Source organism: Rhizobium sp. R711 (genome assembly GCF_002211365.1).
In the GTDB taxonomy this organism is placed as follows: domain Bacteria; phylum Pseudomonadota; class Alphaproteobacteria; order Rhizobiales; family Rhizobiaceae; genus Rhizobium.
The window spans coordinates 320,286-337,665 of record NZ_LOKZ01000001.1 but is presented as its reverse complement, the minus strand read 5'-3'; the positions used below and the strand labels follow the sequence as shown (position 1 = coordinate 337,665).

Sequence of the window (17,380 nt, the reverse complement as noted above, 5' to 3'; positions counted from 1 at the left end):
TTACCTCAAGCATTGCCGGTCGCAGCGCGAACCAGCGTTTCCGGCTTCAGATCCTTGCGTTCGAAGAGACCGGCAACCAGCCCCTCCTTCATCACCAGGACGCGGTCTGACATTCCGATGATCTCCGGCAGTTCCGACGAGATCATGATGATCGACAGGCCCTCGGCGGCAAGCTCGCTGATAAAGCCGTGCACTGCGGCCTTGGAGCCGATGTCGATGCCCTTGGTCGGTTCATCGAGAATGATCACCTTGGGCAATGTTGCCAGCCATTTGCCGATCACCACCTTCTGCTGGTTGCCGCCCGACAGCGTTCCGACGGGAACCGAGAGTGCTGCGGCGCGCAGATCCAGCCGTTCGGCATATTTTCGGGCGAGCGCAAATTCGTTGGCCGCCTTCAAAAAACCCTTGCGCGAGGTGCGCGCCAGCGATGGCAGCGTCATGTTCTGGTAAATCGGCATGGGCAGCGCCAGGCCGTGACGACCGCGCTCTTCTGGCACATAGACGATGCCGGCGCGAATAGCGTCAAACGGCGAGCGGACCGCAAGCGACCGTCCCTCAAGCTTCAGCGTGCCGGACGCAGGCCTGGTGATGCCGAACAGCGACTGGCAGAGTTCGGAGCGACCCGCCCCGATGAGCCCGTAGATACCGAGGATTTCGCCCTTGCGGAGGATAAAGGAGATGTCGCGAAACTCGGTCTGGTGACAGTATCGTTCGACTTCGAGGACCGGGCCGCCGATTGCCACGTCGATTTTCGGAAACACGTTCTCGACGTCCCGGCCGACCATCAGCCGGACGATCTCGTCTTGCGGCGTCTGCTTGAGTTGGCCGTGGCCAACAGCACGACCGTCGCGGAACACCACGAAGTTGTCGGCAATCTCATAGAGCTCGTCGAACTTGTGGCTGATGAACAGGATCGCTTTACCCTGTGCCTTCAGGCCCTCGACAATCCGGAAAAGGTCATCGATCTCCTTGCGCGACAGCGCTGCTGTCGGCTCGTCCATGATGACGATGCGGGCTTCGATGGAGAGCGCACGGGCAATGGCGACGAGATGGCGCTGAGCAATCGAAAGATCCTTCAAGCGGATCGTCGGATCGATATTGCTTTCAAGCGAATGCAGCAATTCCTTCGAGCGACTGTTCATCAATTTCCAGTCGATCGTTCTAAACTTCGTGCGCGGCGCGTGGCCGAGAAAAATATTTTCCGCAACCGTCAGCTCGTCGAACAGGACGGTTTCCTGATGGATGGCGGTAACGCCCACATCGATGGCGGCCTGCGCATTGGCGAAAGCCGTTGGCTTGCCATCGACGATAATCTCGCCCTCGATGGGTCGGTAGATTCCGGTCAGGATCTTGACGAGCGTCGATTTGCCGGCGCCGTTTTCGCCGATCAGCGCGGTGACCTTGCCAGGATAGAGCGCGATGCTGACGTTATCGAGCGCCTTCACGCCGGGGAAGATCTGCGAAATACCACGCATCTCGAGAATTGCGGGTGCGTCATCCGCCTTGGCGCTCGCGACGGGCTGTTGAAGGGCAGTGTTCATCAGCATCTACCAGTGTTCAATTGGAAGGGCCCGGCGGCATGTGCCGCCGGGTTTTGCTTGCATGGGCGAGGCCTTAGAAGACCTTCGAGAACTGGTCGATGTTCGAGGCATTGTAGACGAAGGGATCGGCCATTGCGGCTTCGCCGTTTTCGCCAATCTTGATCTTGCCCATACGGCCAGCTTCGATCTCCGTGCCCGGCTTGCCGGTCGCGTCACCCTTGACGAGGTGATAGGCGATCTGCGTTGCCGAGTAGCCGAGGTCGATCGGGTTCCAGATGGCAAATTCCTTCGTCGCACCCGACTTGATCGCGCCGGCCATTTCTGACGGCAGGCCGAGGCCAGTCACGTAGACCTTGCCGACGAGGCCCTTGTCTTCAACAACCTTGGAAGCGGCCAGAACGCCGACCGTCGTCGGAGCGACGATAACCTTGACGTTCGGATTCGACTTCAGCAGGCCTTCGGCCTCACGGTAGGACTTGTCCGAAAGGTCGTCGCCGTAAACGGTGGTTACCAGATTGAGCCCGGGGAAGTCCTTGAGCTGCTTCTTCATCTGGTCGATCCAGATGTTCTGGTTCGTGGACGTTGTCGTGGCCGACAGGATCGCAAAGTCGCCCTTGCCGCCGTCGAGGTGATCCTTGGCGAGTGTCAGGCACATCTTGCCGATCAGCTCGTTGGACGACGGGTTCAACTGCAGGATGCGGCCATCCTTATTAACGCCGGAATCCCAGGAGATGACCTTGATGCCGCGCTGCTTGGCTTTCTTCAGAGCCGGAACGACTGCATCTGGATCGTTGGCGGAAATGGCGATTGCGTCAACCCCCTGAGCGATCAGCGAGTTGATGACTTCGATCTGGCCTTCTGCCGTCGTCGACGTCGGGCCGGTGTAGATTACTTCCACGCCGCCGAGTTCCTTGGCTGCTTCCTGCGCGCCCTTGTTGGCGGCTTCGAAGAAGCCGTTGCCAAGCGATTTCACAACGAGACCGATCTTGACATCCTTGGCGCTTGCAGCGCCTGCCATCAAGGCGACGGCAAAGGCGACGCCCACTGCCAATGTCTTTACGAGTTTCATGCTTTCATCCTCCCACGTTGATAAGACTTGACTACATCCTGACGGCGCCACTCAGGCGACCGACGAGGAATCCTCCTTCGCTTGCGAGACCGCGCTCGCAATGACGAGCTTGATGCCCGCATCTTCGATCATTCGCACGCTGCCCTCGGCAATGCCGTCGTCCGTGATAACAGTCGAAACGCGGTCGAGCGGGCACAGAATAAGGCTCGACCGGCGGTGAAACTTGCTGGAATCGACCATGACGACGAGTTCATCGGCCTGGTGCATCAGCTTCTGCTCGCTTTGAATGATCTGCGCATCGGCTTCCATGACACCGAGTGGCCCGACGCCCTGTGCGCCGATAAAGAAGCGGCGGGCATAGAAATTGCGGATCGCATCATTGTCGAAGGGCGACAGGATCAGGCTCTGCTCGCGGTAGATGACGCCACCGGGCACCGTCACCGTGTTCTTCGAGTGCTTCACCAGGTGCTCGGCGATCGCAAAAGAGTTGGTCATCACCTGCATGCGATGGGCGGCCATATAGTGCACCATCTGGAACGTCGTCGTCCCGCCATTGATGATGATGGCATCGCCAGGATCGCATAGATCGACGGCTGCCCGCGCGATTGACCGCTTTTTATCGATGTTGACCGATTCCGAAACCCGGAAGGGGCGTCCGGCGAGATTTCCAAGCTGCGGCGGATGCACGGCTTCGGCGCCCCCGCGCACGCGGCGGATCTTTCCCTGCACGTGAAGGGCCGCGATATCCCGCCGGATCGTCGCCTCGGAAGCCTCGGTCAACTCGGAAATATCCTGGATCGTGACGACTGACTTTTCCTGAACGGCGCTCAGTATGATGCGATGGCGTTCGCGTTCGTGCATGGGGTTCCTCCTGGCTTGCTTATTTCGCAGTTGTGAGAATGTGTCAATCAAAAACGATCATAAAATTTCATATTGCGCTGCAGCATAATCGAATTTGATCGTTTTCGATTGACAATGTCTATTTTGATGAGCGATACCGTCACCGCAAAGGGGCGCTGGAGTTCGTTCGCGCCTCCGGAAAATTTTACATGGGAGGATGACATGGCGGCAACCGTCCGGCTTCTTGATAATCGTTGGGACGAAGAATACGCGGCAGCCCTCGATGAGCCTGGCAAGCTTCTGTATCGCTCGAATCTGCTTGGCGCCGACAAGCGCATCACCAACTATGGCGGCGGCAACACCTCTGCCAAGGTGATGGAAACCGATCCTCTGACCGGCGAGACGGTCAAGGTTCTCTGGGTCAAGGGTTCGGGCGGCGACGTCGGTACCATCAAGCTCGACGGTTTTGCGACCCTTTACCAGGATAAGCTGGATTCGCTGAAGAGTATTTACAAAGGTGTCGAGGACGAAGACCGCATGGTCGGCTTCCTGCCGCACTGCACCTACAACCTCAACAGCCGCGCCGCCTCGATCGATACGCCGCTCCATGGTTTCGTGCCTTTCACCCATGTCGACCACATGCATCCGGATGCCATCATCGCGATTGCTGCCTCCAAGAACTCCAAGGAGCTGACGAAAGAGATCTTCGGCAACGAGATCGGCTGGCTGCCGTGGCGTCGCCCGGGCTTCCAGCTTGGTCTTGATCTCGAAGCCTTCGTCAAGGCGAACCCGCATTCGAAGGGCGTTGTCCTCGAAAGCCACGGTCTCTTTACCTGGGCAAACGATGCCAGATCCTGCTATGAGCTGACGCTCGAGATCATCAACAAGGCGATTGTCTGGTTTGCGCAAAAGACTGAAGGCAAGACGATCTTCGGTGGTGCTGCTGCCCAGAGCCTGCCGGTTGAGCAACGCCGCGCCATTGCAGCCCGCCTGATGCCTGAAATACGTGGCCGGATCGGCAAGACGGAGCGCAAGCTCGGTCATTTCGACGATCAGGACGCCGTGCTTGAATTCGTCAATTCGAAGAACCTGCAGCCCCTTGGCGCGCTCGGCACCAGCTGCCCGGATCATTTCCTGCGCACCAAGATCCGCCCGCTGATCGTCGACTTCGATCCGGCAAAGCCTGACGTTGACGCGATCGTGGCCGGTCTCGACAAGGCACTGGAAGACTACCGCGCCGATTACGCCCGCTACTACAACGACTGCAAGCATGCCAATTCGCCCGCCATGCGCGACGCGAACCCGGTCATCTTCCTTGTTCCTGGCGTCGGCATGTTGTCGTTTGCCCGTGACAAGGCCACGGCCCGCATTGCCAGCGAGTTCTATGTCAACGCCATCAACGTCATGCGCGGTGCTTCGACGGTCTCCGAATATCAGGGCCTGCCCGAGCAGGAAGCCTTCGACATCGAATACTGGCTGCTCGAGGAAGCCAAGCTCCAGCGTTTGCCAAGGCCCAAGAGCCTTGCTGGCAAGGTTGCCTTCGTGACCGGGGGCGCTGGCGGCATCGGCCGCGCAACGGCTGCCCGTCTGATCGGCGAGGGTGCTTGCGTGGTTCTGGCCGACATCGACCAGGACGCGCTTGATAGCACGACGGCCGATTTTTCCAAGCAGTTCGGCGCAGATGCCGTTTACGGCGTCAAGCTCGATGTGACCAAGGAAGACGCGGTGATTTCGTCCTTCGCGGAAGCCTGCGTCGAATTCGGCGGCGTCGACATCCTGGTGTCCAACGCGGGTATCGCATCGTCTGCTCCGATCGAAAGCACTGAGCTTTCGATGTGGAACAAGAACATCGACATCCTGACGACCGGCTACTTCCTGGTGTCGCGCGAAGCCTTCCGCCTCTTCCGCAGGCAGAACCTCGGCGGCAACGTCGTGTTCGTTGCGTCCAAGAACGGTCTGGCCTCCTCGCCGAACGCTGCCGCCTATTGCACGGCCAAGGCCGCGGAAATCCATCTGGCGCGTTGCCTCGCACTGGAAGGCGCAGAAGCCGGCATTCGCGTCAATACCGTCAACCCGGACGCCGTTCTTCGCGGGTCAAAGATCTGGAGCGGCGAGTGGCGCGAACAGCGCGCGGCCTCGTCGAAGATCGAGATCAACGAGCTGGAGGAACATTATCGCAAGCGCTCCATGCTCAAGCTCAATGTCTTCCCGGAAGACATTGCCGAAGCAATATACTTCCTGGCGTCCGATCTTTCCGCCAAGTCCACCGGCAATATCATCAATGTCGATGCCGGCAACGCGCAGAGCTTCCCGCGCTGAATTAAGCCAAGGCGGCGGGCGCAATCGCCCGCCGTGCCCATTTCCACATTCTCGGGAGGAATTCATGGCCGAGTCCAAAATCGCGCAGGATGTCATTGCGCAGGAAAACGATGCGCGCGCGGAGACGCTGACGTCCGATTACGAAGCGCTTGGCGCAAATCTTTCTCGTCGCGGCATCGACATCGAGGCGATAACAAGAAAGGTATCGGAATTCTTCATCGCCGTTCCCTCGTGGGGCGTCGGCACAGGCGGCACACGCTTTGCCCGCTTCCCCGGTGCTGGTGAACCACGCGGCATTTTCGACAAGCTGGACGACTGCGCCGTGATCAACGAACTGACGCGGGCAACGCCGAATGTTTCGCTGCATATTCCCTGGGACAAGGCTGACGCCAAGGAGCTGAAGGCAAAGGCCGACGCGCTTGGCCTCGGCTTCGATGCGATGAACTCCAACACCTTCTCCGATGCGCCGGGACAGAAGCATTCCTACAAGTATGGTTCGCTGAGCCACACCGATGCGGCGACGCGTGCACAAGCGGTCGACCACAACGTCGAATGCATCGAGATCGGCAAGGCGATCGGTTCCAAGGCGCTGACCGTATGGGTCGGCGACGGCTCAAACTTCCCCGGCCAGAGCAGCTTTACGAAGGCTTTCGAGCGCTATCTCGCCTCCATGGCCGATATATACAAGGCACTGCCGGATGACTGGAAGCTGTTTTCCGAACACAAGATGTATGAGCCGGCCTTCTATTCTACGGTCGTGCAGGACTGGGGCACCAACTACCTGATTGCCCAGACGCTTGGCCCCAAGGCGCAGTGTTTGGTCGACCTTGGTCATCATGCGCCGAACACCAATATCGAAATGATCGTTGCCCGCCTGATCCAGTTCGGCAAGCTCGGCGGCTTCCATTTCAATGACTCCAAATACGGTGACGACGACCTCGATGCTGGCGCGATCGAGCCTTATCGCCTGTTCCTGGTCTTCAACGAGCTCGTCGATGCCGACGAGCGCGGCGTCAACGACTTCAACCCCGCTCATATGATCGACCAGTCGCACAATGTCACCGATCCGATCGAAAGCCTGATCAACAGTGCCAACGAAATTCGCCGCGCCTATGCGCAGGCCCTCCTTGTCGACCGCAAGGCACTGGCCGGCTATCAGGACGAAAACGACGCGCTGATGGCGAGCGAAACCCTGAAGCGCGCTTACCGCTTGGACGTCGAGCCGATTCTCGCGGAAGCGCGCCGCCGTGCCGGTGGTGCGATCGATCCGGTCGCCACCTACCGCAAAAGCGGCTATCGCGGGAAGGTTGCCGCCTTGCGCCCGGCTTCGTCTGCCGGCGGTGGCGGCATCATCTGATCCTCAAGCTTTTCACAAGGCTTTTTGTCGGACCGCCATCGACACGAGGGCGGTCCGATACCGTTTTACGGCTTCCACTCCCCGGCGATCTGCCGGGTAGCGATGTTCAGACGGTTCCAGACATTGATGTTGGCGATGGCGATGACGAGGGCTGCCAGGCTCTTGCCGCTGAAATGCCGCGTGGCTTCGTCCCAGATGTCGTCGGGTACGGGGTCTGCACGATCGCTGACGCGGGTCACCGCCTCAGTCAGTGCAAGGGCTGCACGTTCGGCCGGCGTGAAGTATGGCGTGTCGCGCCAGGCACTGACGGCAAACAGCCGTTCATCGGTTTCGCCGGCCTTCTTGGCGATGCGCGGATGGCCGTCGATGCAGACGCTGCAGCCATTGATCTGGCTGGCACGCAGATTGACGAGTTCCAAAAGAATCGGCGACAGGCCCGATTTGGCCGGTATCGTCCCGAGTACGTGGAGCGCCTGCATCGCTTCTGGAACGACGAGGGCTGGATTTCCCATTCTTGCTTGCATCACATGTCTCCTTGCGGTCTTTCTCCAGACTGACGCTGCCGGTCGTGCTTTGTCACATCAGCCGGGTTTCGTCCGTCATGGAGTTGACGAAACAGGCTGGAGGAATGTGACAATGATCGAGAAGAACTGGGTGACGGGAGAATTTGAAGCGAACAGGGCGCATCTTAGCGCCGTCGCCTATCGCATGCTTGGTTCCCGCGCAGAGGCCGACGATGCCGTTCAGGAGGCCTGGCTTCGGCTCGGCCGTTCGGATGCTGAGACGATCGACAATGTCGGCGGCTGGTTGACAACTGTCGTGGCACGCATCTGCCTGGATATGCTGCGTTCAAGAAAGACGAGGCGGGAAGAGCCATTTGATCTCCCCGTTCATGAGCGCGTCGCCGGCCCCTCCGGGGCGGTCGATCCGGAGCGGGAGGTGGCCTTTGCCGACTCCGTCGGGCTGGCGCTCCTGGTCGTCCTTGAGAGGTTGGCGCCCGCCGAGCGCGTCGCCTTCGTGCTGCACGATATGTTCGATCTGCCTTTCGACGACATCGCGCCGATCATTCGCCGCTCATCGGCGGCAACTCGCCAGCTCGCAAGCCGCGCCCGCCGCCGGGTGCAGGGCAGGACAGATGTGCCGGAGGCGGACGCCGCGCGAAAGAAGCAGATCGTCAACGCGTTCCTGGCGGCTTCGCGCCTCGGCGACATCAAGGCGCTGCTCTCGATCCTCGATCCGCAGGTCGTCTTCACCCCTGATGCTGCGGCAATGCAGTATAATCCTTCTGTTCGCGAGCTTCGCGGGGCAGATGCCGTTGCAGACACTTTCAAGGGACGTGCCCAGGCAGCACAGCCAGCAATGATCGATAAGGAATTCGGGCTCGTGGTCGCAGTCGAAGGACAACTGCGCGTCGTCCTGCTTCTTACCTTCGATGGGGAAAAGATTGCTGCGATCGATGCTCTCGCCGACCCCGAATATCTCGGCAACTTGAAGTATGACCTGCTTTGCGAGTAGGCGCCTCAAACGAAAAGAGCCGCCGCTTGATCAGCGACGGTTCTCACAGGGGCAGGGAAGCACCCGAAACGTCAGCAATAGCTGCACATGGCAGCTGGGTTGGAGATCGCGTTCATAAATTTGCCCACTGGAGAGACCCGCTGTTCGCGCTTCTTGGCGGCGGTCTCGAGGAGACGTCTGAAATCGTCGAGTTTCACACCGTCGGCGCGCAGTACCATGGCGATCAGGGGGTCGCGAAGGGCTTCGGCGATGGTCAGGTCTTGTCTGGTCTTGCTCATGGTTTGCCTCCTTTCGTGGGCTGTAGCCCGTGTTCCATTCCGACCGCGCCAGTCAACGACGTTGACTTCCGCGAGGAGTGGTGTTACCGGTAAGTAACAATGCATTTGTTACCGATCGGTCACATGGATGTCAAGGACCTTGTCCGCAAAAAAATCAGAATCGTTGAGCCTGCATTCTCCCGCAAATACTGACGAGAAAATCCCGCCACGGGAGCGCATCGTCTCGACCGCCGCCGAGCTTTTTCGTGAGCACGGCATTCGCGGCATTGGCGTGGATGCGATCGCGGATGCCGCGCTTACCAACAAGATGACGCTCTACCGCCATTTCGGCTCCAAGGACGAATTGGTCTGCGAGACGCTGCGCCGTGCTTCGGAGAAGGCCGAGGCGATCTGGCGTGATCTTGAGACGGCCCATCCAGACGACCCGAAGGGGCAGCTCAGGGCATGGATCGAAGCGCGCACGCAAAGCCTTTGCGGCGAGCATGTTGGCTGTGATCTCGCCAACGCAGCCATCGAGCTGAAGGGTGAGGGGCATCCGGCCTACGGCGTGATCGAACGCCACAAGGCAGAGCAACGCGACAGGCTGGAAGCGCTCTGTCTTGCCGCCGGTGCGCGCGAAGCAAAGCTGTTGGCCGATACGCTGACACTTCTTCTGGAGGGCGCTCGCGTCACACGCCAAGCCATGGGCAACGACACCTGTTGCAATCATTTCTCCAAGGCCTGCAACGCTGCCATCACTGCTTTTGCATGATGGCATCGGTTGACCGCGTAAGCCAAAACTCCCTTCATCGTCTTTATGCCAAGCGTGCCGAACTTCAGCTCAAGCGTGAGCCCCTCGAGGCACGCGGTTATTTCGGTGACGAAGGGATCGGCACCGATCAGCAAGCGGGAGCGCGGATCAATGAGATCTCAACCGCGCCGAGACGCCGCAGCGCCCGAGCGCCGGCTACTTGGCATTGAGAAGCTGGATGGTACGATTGTCGAATTCTCCGTGATAGAGCCGGTCAATCACCTTGTGAAACGGCGATCCGTGTTCGCTGATCGCCGCAAAGAGCGTCATGGAAGAGCGCAGCTTGATATCATCAGGAGAGCCAAAGACGTCGTGTGCGGATTTGCCCTTAATGGCAAGAACGGCATCGACACAGCGCAGCAGCCTGCTGCCTAAAACGCGATCTGCAAGATAGGCTGCGGCCTCTTCCGCTGAGCGGATGGCGTATTTTTCTGCCATCAACGAGGAGCCGAGGCCGGCGATCTGAGGGAAAATGAACCACATCCAATGGGAGCGCTTGTGTCCGTCTTTCAATTCTGAGAGCGCCTTCTCATAGGTGCCCTTCTGCGCCTCTTTAAAACGCTCCAGACTGTAATCGATCTCATCGGGCATCGACAATTCTCCCCTTGCGCATAACTATATCGCGGCGCAGGGTTGTCCATGCCCGGTCGTGGCAGATCCCTCAGCAGGATCTGTCCGGATAGGGGCTGTGCTCACGGCAATAATCGACCGCGGGCAACGAGTCGGAGATCGAACCAACGGTCGCCTTGTCCAGGCCCGATGCCATCGGTGCTGTAAAATGCACCGTGAGCCCCGCAGCGCCAAGAAGCGTGAAGGCCGCAAGGACAATGAGGCGTTCTGATATGGAAGGTTTGTGGGAATTCACATGCTCGGCATATTCGCGTTCACCCGTGCCCTTCAACACGTGATCCGTCGCGCTGTGGTGCACCGCCTCGCCACGCGCCGTGTTCCAACTCTCGCCTTTTGTCATTTTGTTTGCTCCTACACTGATGCGTGCACCGGCATATCGCCGTCCTCAGGCCGGCAAACAACACGCAAAGGCCATGTGTGTTTTCGCAAGCTCCGATGGAAGACCGGATACACAAACGCTGTGTTCATAAAATCGAACCAATCGGTTTGATTTGACTTTAAGGGCTTGGCTCGCCGCGGAAATTCGGCTTAGTTCGGAAGGTCAGTCAGAGTGTGGATACCCCATGACGAAAACATTTGGCGCAATGTCCGTCGCGCAGCTTTCCGGTCTCATTCAAACGGCAGCTGTCGATCCGATCGAGGTGACGGAAGCGGTGATCGAGAGCATTGAAGCATATGCCGATCGGGCGGTGTTCACGACTATTTTGAAGGCTCGCGCCAGAGACGAAGCGAAAGCCTCGTCGAAACGACTGAAGGAGGGTCGCTCGCGCGGCATGCTGGATGGCGTGCCAATTGCCTGGAAGGACCTTTTCGATATCAAAAATCGGATCACGACGGCCGGCTCGAGCGTTCTGGCAAGTGGTAAGGCGGCTGAGGCAGATGCGGCAGTCGTGGCAACGCTGAAGCAAGCGGGCATGGTCTCGATTGGCTGTACCAATATGAGCGAATTTGCCTTCTCCGGGCTCGGCATCAATCCGCACTACGCGACACCGCACAACCCGCTGAGCAGCGATGTTCCAAGAATTCCAGGCGGTTCGTCTTCCGGTGCCGGCGTTGCGGTGGCCGCCGGCCTCGTTCCGGTGGCGATGGGGACGGATACTGGAGGCTCGGTGCGCATCCCTGCCGCCTTCAACGGCATTGTCGGATACAAGGCTACCCGCGGCCGCTACCCGATGGCGGGCGTCTACCCGCTGGCGAAAAGCCTGGACTCGCTTGGACCGCTCTCAAGAACCGTTCAGGATGCTGTTTGGGTCGACGCCGGAATGCGCGGCGCAGCGTTGCCTTCAATTGTCGCCCGTCCGCTCAAGGGGCTCGATATCGTGATCCCCGAAAACGTCGTGTTCGATGGAGCAGAAGCCGGCGTCCTCGCAGCTTTCGAGACAGCGGTTGATTGGCTCGCAGCCGAGGGCGCATCGATCAGCCGGATCAAGATCCCGGCTTTCGATGAAATCCTGGCGCTCATGGCGACACAGGGGGCCATGGTCACAGCAGAAGCTTTTGCGCTTCACCGTGAACGGCTGGCTTCGCCCCGAGCCGCCGAGATGGATCACCGGGTCGTGATGCGCATAAGACTCGGCGAAAAAACAACGCTTTCGAACTATCTTGCGATCCTCGCGGCGCGTGAAGCCTTGATTGCCGACGTCGAGCGCCTTGTGGGCGAAAGCCTTGTTGCCTTTCCGACCGTTGCTCATGTGGCGCCGCCAATTTCGCCCCTTGAAGCCGACGACGATTTGTTTTTCGCAACCAACGGCAAGACGCTACGCAATACCATGCTTGGCAATTTCCTCGATTGGTGCGGCATATCGATCCCCTGTGGAACGGGAGATGCCAACATGCCGGCGGGCTTCCTGCTTTCTGCTGTGGGCAAGCGCGACGAAGCGCTCCTCAGTGCGGCGCTTTCGGCTGAGGAGGTTATCCGCGGAGAGTTCATTTGAGACGGTCGTTTTTGCGCCTGGGGAGGAGAACATGACTGTAGGCGATTTGGAAGGTGGGCGTTTTGCTGTTTCGACGTGGTCGCTGCATCGGCTGCTAGGGGCTGTCTATCCCTATAGCCCGGATCCGGACAAGAGTGCCGCGCCCAAGGAACCATATGGACCGGGGCGCTGCCTGCTGACCGAGATACCGGCACAACTTTCCAAGCGGGGCATCGGGCGGCTGGAGATATGCTCGTTTCATCTGCCAAGCCTCCAACCAGCCTATCTCGCTGAGATGCGTGGCGCCCTCCAGGAGGCTGATATTCTGCTGCAGACGCTGCTTGTCGAAGATGGGGATCCAAGCCATCCAGAAACCTGCGAGCGCGATATTCGCTGGATCGCCAGCTGGATTGCGATCGCCCAAGCGCTTGGCGCCAGGAACATGCGGGTGATTGCCGGCAAGCAGGCGCCCACGGCAGACAACCTTGAGCGATCAGCGGACCATCTTGGCTGGCTTGCGAAGCAGGCTGACAATAGCGGCATTCGTGTCGTCACCGAAAATTGGTTCGATCTTCTGGCTTTCCCCAAACAGACGAACTGGCTGCTCGATACTTTGGAAGGGAAAGTTGGTCTAAATGGCGATCTTGGCAATTGGGCTGCGCCAGAAAAATATGCAGGGCTTTGCGACATCATGCGTCGTGCGGAACTCTGCCACGCCAAGGCCCACTTCACCGGATCGGGGCTCGACAGGCAAGACTATCGCAAATGCCTGGAAGCGTGCCGCTCCGCAGGCTACGGCGGACCCTTTACCTTGATTTACGATTCGCCATTCTTTGCCGAGGAGTGGGATGGCATCCTGCTTGAAAAGTCATTCATCGAAGACTTTCATCAAGAAAGGCAGCGCGCGGCTGGCTGAACCACAAAAGGAGATAGCATGAGTGGCGCAACGACGATCGACGACCTCGCAGGGCGGATCCGAAGCGGAAAGGGCGGGTTGATATCCGCGTGGATCGGCATTGCCGATCCGCTTTTCGTTAATCATTTGGCGCAAGAGGCTTTTGATGCCATCGTGCTGGATATGCAGCACGGTGTCTGGGATATCGGATCGGCCGCCATTGGCGTCGGTCAGGGCAGGCTCGCCGGCAAGGCCGTGCTCGCCCGAATACCGGTCGGCGATTTCGCATCCGCATCGCGGCTTCTCGATGCAGGCGCGTCGGGCATCATTGCGCCGATGATCAACTCGGTGTCGGACGCTGAGGCTTTCGCGAAAGCGACAAAATATCCGCCAATCGGCGAGCGCAGCTGGGGCCCGACACTGGCGATGAATCATACCGGGCTTTGCGCGGCAGAATATCTCGCGAACGCCAACGAAAAGACGGTGGCGATTGCCATGATCGAGACCCGTGCCGCCCTTGAAGGTGCGGACGAAATCATGCGGATAGATGGCATAGATGGCATCTTTGTCGGCCCATCCGATCTGTCGATCGCACTGTCGGCTGGCGCGAAAGTGGCGCCTGACACGGCCGAGGTTGACGGTGTTCTCAAGCATCTGATAGCCCGTTGCCGGGCGCACAGCAAATTCGCCTGCGTTTTTGGCAGCAATGGTGAGCGGGCAGGCGAACTGTTGAAGATGGGTTTTGATCTCGTCATCGCCGGAGCCGACACACAGCAGCTGCGGTCCGGTGCTGCCAGTGCGATCGCCGCCGCACGGCGAGTTCAGGCAGGCTGATCTATTTGATGGCCAGCCAGATGACATGACGCGCGCCGCCGCGCTTGCCGTTGGCGCGCACACTGACAGCCTCGACGGCAAAGCCGCAGTCACAAAGCCGCCGGGTGAAGGATGCGTCCGGTCCAGATGACCAGACGGCGAGAACGCCTCCGGGTCGAAGCGCATTGCGCGCGGCGCGCAGGCCGGCGAAATCATAGAGACGATCGTTGGAGGAGCGGGTAAGGCCGTCGGGACCATTGTCCACGTCGAGCAAGATGGCGTCGAAATGGGCCTTGCTTCGACCTACCAGTTCGCCAACGTCGCCCTCATGGATGGCAACGCGGGGATCGTCGAGACAGCCTTGGAACACTTGCGACATCGGGCCGCGGGCCCATTGCACAACGGCTGGAACCAGTTCGGCAACGATGATTAAGCCATCGTCTGGCAAAACGGACAGGGCAGCGCGAAGTGTGAAGCCCATGCCGAGGCCGCCGATCAGTATCCTGGGGCGTGTATGTTCCTTGATCCTGTCTTGCGAAAGCGTTGCGAGCGCTTCCTCAGAGCCGCTCAGGCGGCTGTTCATAAGCTCGTTCGAGCCGAGCATGATCGAGAATTCATTGCCTCTCTGCTTGAGACGCAATTCACCATTTTCACCAGGAATGGCGGCGCTATCGAGTTGGATCCAGGGGAGCATGTCTGTCCGTGCCTTTCGTTACACGTACCCCCTAGCACAGGCAAAACACCCCGCGAACCGCCAATTCGCTGGCGCGGGGTGCGTCATGCCGGTCTCCTTCAATTGTTGCGGCACGCCTGATTTGTGAGCGTGTTGGTCCGGCCGCGCGCTGCTGCGCGCTGGTCCTCGGGGCAACCTGTCCATTGGATCGAACGGGAAGTCGAACTGGTGGCGCCAAAGTCGATCGGGATAGAGAGCCCTCCACCACCGGTTCCATCGCTGTCGGGCGCGGTCCCAAGTGGCGGCGAACCGTCAAATCGGCCGCTGCTGTCCATCCCCATACTTGCTTGCGCAAAGGCTGAACCGACGAAACTGACGAGGAGCACTGAAGTCACTGCGATAAGCCTGCGCATGATCGAGATCCCTTCAAGTTGAAGCACTTATCAATGTAGCGCATCGTTCGCTGCGGTCCAGCGGTCGGTGCCTTGCGGGCATAAAAAATTCAGCAATTTGGAGCGATGCAGATCAGGGCGACCTACTGCGGCGTGAAAGCCATGCTTGAATTCTTTCCGGATGCGCCAGATTGCTGGAAAGGCAGGTGCACAGGAGGCACGCATGGACGACGATCCCAAGGCGATGCTGGTGCGGATATCCGGGCGGGTTCAGGGCGTCAGCTTTCGTGTCTGGACACGGGCGAGGGCTGAAGCGCTCGGCCTGGCGGGTTGGGTTCGAAATGAAGACGATGGCTCCGTGAGCGCTCTCATCGCCGGTCAGGATGCGGCTGTTTCAGCGATGTTGAAGGAGTTCTGGCAAGGACCACCCGGCGCCTCTGTCGTTGCTGTCGAGGTGCACGCGGCATCGTTAAATACCGTACCCGCGGGATTCCAAATCACCGCATAGGCATGGCGGCGGGCCGCCAAGGAGATCACGGCAGAGACAAGACCGAGCGATCATAATCCGATCCAGCGCCGACGGGGGCGTCGACAACGCAGATCACGCCGGTCTGATCATAGGTGATCTTCACCTCGCCTTTCAATTCGGCTGCCAGGAGGTCTTCGATCAGGCGCGAACCGAAACCTTTGCGCGAGGGCTCGGTAATCTTCGGTCCCCCCGTTTCGCGCCATTCCAGTCCCAACCTCACAGGCTCACCTCTCGTTAAGGACCATGCGATTGAAACCCGGCCTTCCGGCACCGACAACGCTCCATACTTTGCGGCGTTCGTCGCCAGTTCATGCAGTGCCAGCGAAATTGACACAACGGCGCGCGGCGCAAGTTGAATGCTCGGCCCCGAGATCATAAATCTGTCCTGTTGGTGAGGCGACAGCGCTTGTCTGACGACCGTTTCCAGCTCTGCCTGCTCCCAATTGCCATGCGTCAGAAGGTCATGCGCTCTCGACATCAGGGCGAGACGTGCCTCGAATGCGTCTACGCCTGCTCTGTTGGCTTTCTCGCGCCCGAGCGTCTGTCGCGCGATCGCCATCACGGTTGCGAGCACGTTCTTCACGCGATGATTGAGTTCGCCGACCAGAACGCTTTGAAGCCGTTCGGCCTCCTTTCGAGCGCTGATGTCGTGCGCTATTTTCGAGGCTCCGACGATCCTGCCATAAGCGTCGAAAATCGGTGAAACGCTGAGCAGCACGTCGACCAGGCGACCATCCTTGCGCCGCCGCTTGGTCTCGAAGGGATCAACTCTTAGACCGGCGCTGACCTGCCGGATGATTGCCGGCTCCTCTTCAATCCGGTCATCGGGAACGAGCAATACCACGGAGTGGCCGATCGCTTCTTCGGCCGAATAGCCGTAGAGCTTTTCGGCTCCGCTGTTCCAGCTCGAAATCCTCATGTTCAGATCCGTACTGAGAATGGCGTCGTCGGACGAGGCGATGATCGCGGCAAGACGACGCTCAACCTCCTGGGCACGCTTGCGTTCCGTGATATCGACGACGACGGCGGCAGCCTGGCGGAGGTCGCCATTCGTGTCGCGCATCGGAGAGACCGAATTTGCTACCCAGACCAAGCTACCGTCCTTGCGAACGTAGCGCTTTTCGATCTCAAAGCTCTGTCCGGCGTCAAGCATTGTCCTGAAGGCACGAGCGTAGTCGTCGAGATCCTTGGGAAACGTGATGTCCTGTACCCGCATCTTTAAGAGCTCGGCTTCCGAGTAGCCGCTGATTTCGCAGAAACGTCTGTTGACGAGCAGGAATCTTCCCGCCAGATCCGACTGACCGATTCCCGCTGCCGACTGCGAAAAGATTGCGCGAAACCGCTCCTCGCTGTCGCGCAGTGCTGTTTCGGACTTCACGCGCTCCGTCGTTTCGCAGACGATGCAGAACACTCCGCGAACCTTGCCGACCTCGTCCCTGATCGGCGAATAGGAAATATCGAAGTAGACGGTCTCCGGATAGCCGTGCCGCTCGATATAAAACGGTCGGTCCTTTGCGACCATCGTTTCACCATGATCGAGGACACGCCGTAGGAGCGGTTTCAAATCACTCCACAATTCGCTCCAATTTTCGCGCGCGGGGCGGCCGAGGGCCTGAGGATGCTTGCTCCCGATGGTGGTGGCATAGGCATCGTTGTAAAAGGCAACGAAATCCTTGCCCCAGAAGATGACGATCTGAGCTTGGGACGGCAGCATGATGTCGATGGCTGATTTCAGACAGAGCGGCCATGAAGACGGCGGACCAAGGCCGCTTGCTTGCCAGCCTTCACCATAAATGCGATCGGCCATCTCGCCAGATCCGGGATTT

The 17,380-nt window shown here is 59.3% G+C and carries 18 protein-coding genes; 8 read left to right on the top strand and 10 right to left on the bottom strand.

Annotation, left to right across the window (positions count from 1 at the left end):
- Positions 1 to 5: 5 nt before the first annotated feature.
- The 3 genes from ATY80_RS01580 to ATY80_RS01570 form a co-directional block, all read right to left on the bottom strand.
- On the bottom strand, positions 6 to 1,541 hold the full coding sequence (locus tag ATY80_RS01580; RefSeq protein ID WP_088691458.1) for a sugar ABC transporter ATP-binding protein: 1,536 nt from the start codon (positions 1,539 to 1,541) through the stop codon (positions 6 to 8).
- A gap of 73 nt (positions 1,542 to 1,614) precedes the next feature.
- Positions 1,615 to 2,610, bottom strand: a complete 996-nt coding sequence (gene rhaS / locus ATY80_RS01575) for a rhamnose ABC transporter substrate-binding protein (protein WP_088690739.1) — start codon at positions 2,608 to 2,610, stop codon at positions 1,615 to 1,617.
- 51 nt (positions 2,611 to 2,661) lie between these two features.
- Positions 2,662 to 3,471: a DeoR/GlpR family DNA-binding transcription regulator gene (locus ATY80_RS01570; RefSeq protein ID WP_088690738.1), complete on the bottom strand. Its 810-nt coding sequence runs from the start codon at positions 3,469 to 3,471 to the stop codon at positions 2,662 to 2,664.
- A 201-nt stretch (positions 3,472 to 3,672) separates the two neighbouring features.
- On the opposite strand from ATY80_RS01570, the gene ATY80_RS01565 reads away from it, so the two are divergent.
- Entirely contained in the window at positions 3,673 to 5,769 is a 2,097-nt protein-coding gene (locus tag ATY80_RS01565; RefSeq protein ID WP_088690737.1) for a bifunctional rhamnulose-1-phosphate aldolase/short-chain dehydrogenase, read from the top strand.
- A 64-nt stretch (positions 5,770 to 5,833) separates the two neighbouring features.
- A complete protein-coding gene (gene rhaI / locus ATY80_RS01560; RefSeq protein ID WP_088690736.1) occupies positions 5,834 to 7,126 on the top strand; it encodes an L-rhamnose catabolism isomerase in 1,293 nt (430 codons plus the stop codon).
- A 65-nt stretch (positions 7,127 to 7,191) separates the two neighbouring features.
- Here the strand turns inward: rhaI and ATY80_RS01555 are convergent, their stop codons facing one another.
- Positions 7,192 to 7,650: a carboxymuconolactone decarboxylase family protein gene (locus ATY80_RS01555; protein ID WP_088690735.1), complete on the bottom strand. Its 459-nt coding sequence runs from the start codon at positions 7,648 to 7,650 to the stop codon at positions 7,192 to 7,194.
- A 112-nt stretch (positions 7,651 to 7,762) separates the two neighbouring features.
- On the opposite strand from ATY80_RS01555, the gene ATY80_RS01550 reads away from it, so the two are divergent.
- A complete protein-coding gene (locus ATY80_RS01550) occupies positions 7,763 to 8,641 on the top strand; it encodes a sigma-70 family RNA polymerase sigma factor (RefSeq protein ID WP_088690734.1) in 879 nt (292 codons plus the stop codon).
- Positions 8,642 to 8,712: 71 nt separating this feature from the next.
- Here ATY80_RS01550 and ATY80_RS01545 read toward each other — a convergent pair whose 3' ends face one another.
- Positions 8,713 to 8,919 (bottom strand): hypothetical protein, encoded by a 207-nt coding sequence (locus tag ATY80_RS01545; protein WP_088690733.1) that lies wholly within the window; start codon positions 8,917 to 8,919, stop codon positions 8,713 to 8,715.
- Between the two features lie 127 nt (positions 8,920 to 9,046).
- Between ATY80_RS01545 and ATY80_RS01540 the strand changes: the two genes are divergently transcribed.
- Complete coding sequence (locus ATY80_RS01540; protein WP_088690732.1) at positions 9,047 to 9,670, top strand: TetR/AcrR family transcriptional regulator; 624 nt, start codon at positions 9,047 to 9,049, stop codon at positions 9,668 to 9,670.
- A 195-nt stretch (positions 9,671 to 9,865) separates the two neighbouring features.
- On the opposite strand, the gene ATY80_RS01530 is transcribed toward ATY80_RS01540, so the two are convergent.
- Together ATY80_RS01530 and ATY80_RS01525 are read right to left on the bottom strand one after the other, a co-directional pair.
- Positions 9,866 to 10,300, bottom strand: coding sequence for a DUF1810 domain-containing protein (locus ATY80_RS01530; protein ID WP_088690730.1), 435 nt, complete (start codon positions 10,298 to 10,300; stop codon positions 9,866 to 9,868).
- 70 nt (positions 10,301 to 10,370) lie between these two features.
- Complete coding sequence (locus tag ATY80_RS01525) at positions 10,371 to 10,679, bottom strand: hypothetical protein (protein WP_088690729.1); 309 nt, start codon at positions 10,677 to 10,679, stop codon at positions 10,371 to 10,373.
- A 223-nt stretch (positions 10,680 to 10,902) separates the two neighbouring features.
- Here ATY80_RS01525 and ATY80_RS01520 point away from each other — a divergent pair, with 223 nt between their 5' ends.
- The 3 genes from ATY80_RS01520 to ATY80_RS01510 are packed head-to-tail and all read left to right on the top strand — an operon-like array spanning position 10,903 to position 13,981.
- Complete coding sequence (locus ATY80_RS01520; RefSeq protein ID WP_088690728.1) at positions 10,903 to 12,273, top strand: amidase; 1,371 nt, start codon at positions 10,903 to 10,905, stop codon at positions 12,271 to 12,273.
- Positions 12,274 to 12,304: 31 nt separating this feature from the next.
- A complete protein-coding gene (locus ATY80_RS01515; RefSeq protein ID WP_088690727.1) occupies positions 12,305 to 13,168 on the top strand; it encodes a TIM barrel protein in 864 nt (287 codons plus the stop codon).
- Positions 13,169 to 13,186: 18 nt separating this feature from the next.
- Positions 13,187 to 13,981: an aldolase/citrate lyase family protein gene (locus tag ATY80_RS01510; RefSeq protein ID WP_088690726.1), complete on the top strand. Its 795-nt coding sequence runs from the start codon at positions 13,187 to 13,189 to the stop codon at positions 13,979 to 13,981.
- 1 nt (position 13,982) lies between these two features.
- Here the strand turns inward: ATY80_RS01510 and ATY80_RS01505 are convergent, their stop codons facing one another.
- Both ATY80_RS01505 and ATY80_RS01500 read right to left on the bottom strand, forming a co-directional pair.
- On the bottom strand, positions 13,983 to 14,654 hold the full coding sequence (locus tag ATY80_RS01505; RefSeq protein WP_088690725.1) for a hypothetical protein: 672 nt from the start codon (positions 14,652 to 14,654) through the stop codon (positions 13,983 to 13,985).
- Between the two features lie 98 nt (positions 14,655 to 14,752).
- Positions 14,753 to 15,046 (bottom strand): hypothetical protein, encoded by a 294-nt coding sequence (locus ATY80_RS01500; protein WP_088690724.1) that lies wholly within the window; start codon positions 15,044 to 15,046, stop codon positions 14,753 to 14,755.
- A gap of 202 nt (positions 15,047 to 15,248) precedes the next feature.
- Between ATY80_RS01500 and ATY80_RS01495 the strand changes: the two genes are divergently transcribed.
- On the top strand, positions 15,249 to 15,533 hold the full coding sequence (locus ATY80_RS01495) for an acylphosphatase (RefSeq protein ID WP_088691456.1): 285 nt from the start codon (positions 15,249 to 15,251) through the stop codon (positions 15,531 to 15,533).
- Positions 15,534 to 15,558: 25 nt separating this feature from the next.
- Here ATY80_RS01495 and ATY80_RS01490 read toward each other — a convergent pair whose 3' ends face one another.
- Positions 15,559 to 17,361 (bottom strand): PAS domain-containing sensor histidine kinase, encoded by a 1,803-nt coding sequence (locus ATY80_RS01490; protein ID WP_088690723.1) that lies wholly within the window; start codon positions 17,359 to 17,361, stop codon positions 15,559 to 15,561.
- Positions 17,362 to 17,380: the final 19 nt, after the last annotated feature.